4 protein-coding genes are annotated in these 3,674 nt (G+C 29.5%); 3 read left to right on the plus strand and 1 reads right to left on the minus strand.

The features are described 5' to 3' along the window. The first annotated feature begins 265 nt into the window (after nucleotides 1–265). The 3 genes from ACNQGX_RS18180 to ACNQGX_RS18190 are packed head-to-tail and all read left to right on the plus strand — an operon-like array spanning nucleotide 266 to nucleotide 3,287. A complete protein-coding gene (locus ACNQGX_RS18180) occupies nucleotides 266–1,120 on the plus strand; it encodes a hypothetical protein (protein WP_417978707.1) in 855 nt (284 codons plus the stop codon). Nucleotides 1,121–1,175: 55 nt separating this feature from the next. Further along, entirely contained in the window at nucleotides 1,176–1,358 is a 183-nt protein-coding gene (locus ACNQGX_RS18185; RefSeq protein WP_417978709.1) for a hypothetical protein, read from the plus strand. A 42-nt stretch (nucleotides 1,359–1,400) separates the two neighbouring features. Then, complete coding sequence (locus tag ACNQGX_RS18190; RefSeq protein WP_417978710.1) at nucleotides 1,401–3,287, plus strand: SIR2 family protein; 1,887 nt, start codon at nucleotides 1,401–1,403, stop codon at nucleotides 3,285–3,287. 77 nt (nucleotides 3,288–3,364) lie between these two features. Here ACNQGX_RS18190 and ACNQGX_RS18195 read toward each other — a convergent pair. After that, nucleotides 3,365–3,674 (minus strand): hypothetical protein (locus ACNQGX_RS18195; RefSeq protein WP_417978712.1); only part of this gene is annotated, 310 nt, incomplete at its 5' end.

The raw sequence follows: 3,674 nt of genomic DNA on the forward strand, positions 1-3,674 counted from the left end.
TGCCACGTGCTAATCGGCTCAATATAATTCAACAACTTGCCGATAAGGGACTTGCACCCTCTAGATAAAATTCCTACTTTTGAGGAATTGGAAGTGCATGCAAGGCACACACAGCTAATAAGCGCAATTGCTACGTTTTCGGTTTCAGGAACTTTTTATTTCTTAACTTCGTTCTTCGTTAGTGGAGAAAACTATTTTCATAACTCGCATCTGCGCCTATTAGCGAAACGTTAGATGTTATATCGCCCAAACAGTCCATATAAAAATGATACAAGACAAAATAACCCAATATTGGGTAAAGACAACTGGAAGAAAAATTAATCCTGTAACGGAAGAATGGATAATTGGCCCTATTGGAGATGAAGATATTATTGGCGACAAGTTCATTCAAAAACTCGTAAATGAGGAAAATTTAAAATACAGTTCAAATATCGCTAATGCTGGATTATTAGAAAGTATTTCAGATTTAGATTTTAGTCAAGATGAATTGGATCTATTAAACGAACAAGTGATTGATTTTTATGAAAACACTTCCAATTATGATTTTGAAATTTGGAGTGAATGGAAAAGTTTTTTTAAACCGTTTGGAAAAGCATTATCAACAATTTTCAGCAAAAGGCTTCAACAGCTAAACTTACCTTTGAATTCTCTCGATTCTTCTAAAGGAATAAAAAGCGAGATAATTAAATTGTCAAACCAAGAAAAAGCCAAATGGACAATCTGGTATAGAAAACTTAAAAGTTCGAATGACGTGATTTATGCCGGAATTTATACAACTGCGTTCGTTCCAAAATACAATAAATCATTACTCAAAGTTATTTTCCCACTTCCAAACGGAAATGCCTCAGTAGTAATGACAAAAAAAGTTCTTGAAGACGGTTCATTATTATTGAGTTCTGATGGTAACAAATTTGGCGATAATGGCTTTTACTTTACATTGACTGACCGCAAAGGTAATTATTGGGCTAAGTTTGTAAAGTCAATGCACGAGTGGATTAAGGTTTATGTTGATGACGAAAATATTTTGCGAGCTGATCACAACCTTAAATTTTATGGTATTCCGTTTCTAAATTTGCATTACAAGATGACAAAAAGATATAGCAGCTCACAGCGTAACTAAGCCAGCTGGCTTGAGCATTCAGTATCACAGGCTCCGCTATTTTAATCCCTATACATTGGAATTATTAGAATCTGATATGCCAGAACTATTAAAGGAAATTAATGCTGATATTTATGGTTCTAATACAGATTTTATTTTTCAATATTATCCTATCGGACGTTTAAAAGAGTCTATTTCAGAAAAGGAAAAACATATGCCTAAATTAATATTTAAGGAAGTAGCATACAGACAATTTTAGAAAGTCAAAATAACATTGAGACTATTTAAATCGTAACAAAAAATGAGTAAAGAAAGAATTTTTGAATTAATTAGGAAAGAAGAAGCAGTATTGTTTGTTGGTGCAGGCATGTCCTTATATGCAGGTTATCCATCTGGTGCCAAATTAGCAGAAATACTATACCATAATCTTATTACCGATTTACAAGAACAGATTGACTTCACTACTAATTTACCAAAATTAGCGGAAGATATTTATTACCTAAAAGGAGGCAATAAAAACTACTTAATTGAAAACCTAAAAAAAGAATTTCAAAAAGAGCCTAATTCAAGTGAAACGCATCAACTGTTATCAAAAATTCCTCAAATAAAAACCATCATAACCACCAATTATGATACGCTATTTGAAACAACTAATAAAAATTTAGAAGTAATTCGCAAAAGTGCAGATTGTGCTACTGCCAATGCAAAAAAACAATGGTTATTTAAAATTCATGGCGATTTATCAGACACCTCAAATATTATTCTAACGAATTCAGATTATAATAATTATTTTGTCAAGGATAATGAAAAATCCATTTTCTGGAATACGATTAAAACTAAGTTAGTTGAAAATCACATCATTTTTATTGGCTATGCCTTAGAAGACAGTAACATTATGGTTATTATTGAAAAAATACTAAATGAACTAGGTGATAATCGCAAAGAAATGTTTTTTGTAGCTCCGAGTATTGCACCCGCTAAATTAAAATTTTTACAGCATAAAGGTATTGAGTATGTTCAAGCTACTAGTGAAGACTTAATCAAAGAATTAAACGAAGATCTAAAATACAATTACTTTCCAGGTTTAATTAAAGGAATTGGGTCGGCAGATACAGCACTAAATTTTGCAATAGGAAATAATATAAAATTAGATTTAAGTAAATCAAAAGATGCTTATATCATTAATAATGTTTCATCTTTAGAAGGTATTGCTAAAACGGAAGTAAAATTTAATATTGAGGGAGAAGATGAGAAAACAAAAAAAATTATTGATTCATTAAGAGGAAAAGACTTTGAAGATATTCGTTTAAGTGGAGATCTATTAAAAGAGTACAATCACTTTTTTAATGGGATTAGAATAAATTCTCAAGATGATATCAAAAGTCTCTATATAAAAAAAGTCCCCTCTCTCTTTGGATTATTTGATATTGCATGCGAAGATGGCTTTGAACTAGATAATTATAATTTAGAAATTTTTATAGCTAATCCAAATAAAAATCAAGCCAAGATGAAAATCAAAGCTAATGATTTTGATATTTTAATTACATTAGATTTTGCTGAAAATTCAGAAAATCATAAAATTCATATTGGGATAGAGCCAATAAAATCAATAAAATCAGTAAAAAACGGACTGAATTTTTATAATATTCTATCACGAATTACATCCAATCAAAAGTTCAAAATGTTTCAACAAAGCAAATTAATCTACAATTATCCTGGAAAAATAGTTTTTGATAAAGAAGCCTTTGACGCTAACTTTTTACTTGATTATTTTTCTAAATTAAAAAAAATAGAAAACCACTTTGATGTCAGATTTTCAGATATAAACCTTGACGAAATAAGTGAAAAAAGGATGAAATACATAATGGCATATATCGATAAAATGATTTTGGATGAAGAGTTTAACGGAATGACTTTTGAAAACAAAAATAAAAAAGAATTTGACTTTTTAATTGAAGATGGCGGCAAGGATAAGGCATTGATAATAAGCGAAAAGAAAAAATCAATTTATAATTTACATGGTATTGATTTTACAATTGGTTATTTTCACAAATACATTCAGGATGCTTATATAGAAAATATACAAGATTTAATAAGCAACAAAACAAAAGAATTTAGTATGAAAAGTAAATCAAATACCATCTATTTTCAATTTACAGACAGCGATACAATGATTACTCAACAATAATTCTGCGAGTATGAGCATTAAAACAGAAACTAAGCCCCCTGCTGGCGCGAGCGCAATGTCATTAAGTTAAGAAATTTTTAAAAGCTATCTTTTTGATTTTTAGTTACATTAGGTTTTATTCTGGTTCTATATTTTCCTGAATTTCTTTCAAAAGATCTATTGGGTCTTACTGGAATAAGGTTTTCTTTATACAACTGCTTAAGGTCTTCAAAAGATTTTTCCATTGATTTTGAAGCAAGGAATAAATCTAGTATTCTGTTTTTAAGAAAGCCATAAGATAAATTGGTGTTGATTTTATAATCATATTTTTTTTGTTGATTATCCTTAACTAAATCATCTTCTAATTCACTTACAATTAAGGTTTGTATATTACTCACAAACAGTGCT

Origin of the sequence: Flavobacterium glycogeni, assembly GCF_048286775.1 — a bacterium.
GTDB lineage: Bacteria > Bacteroidota > Bacteroidia > Flavobacteriales > Flavobacteriaceae > Flavobacterium.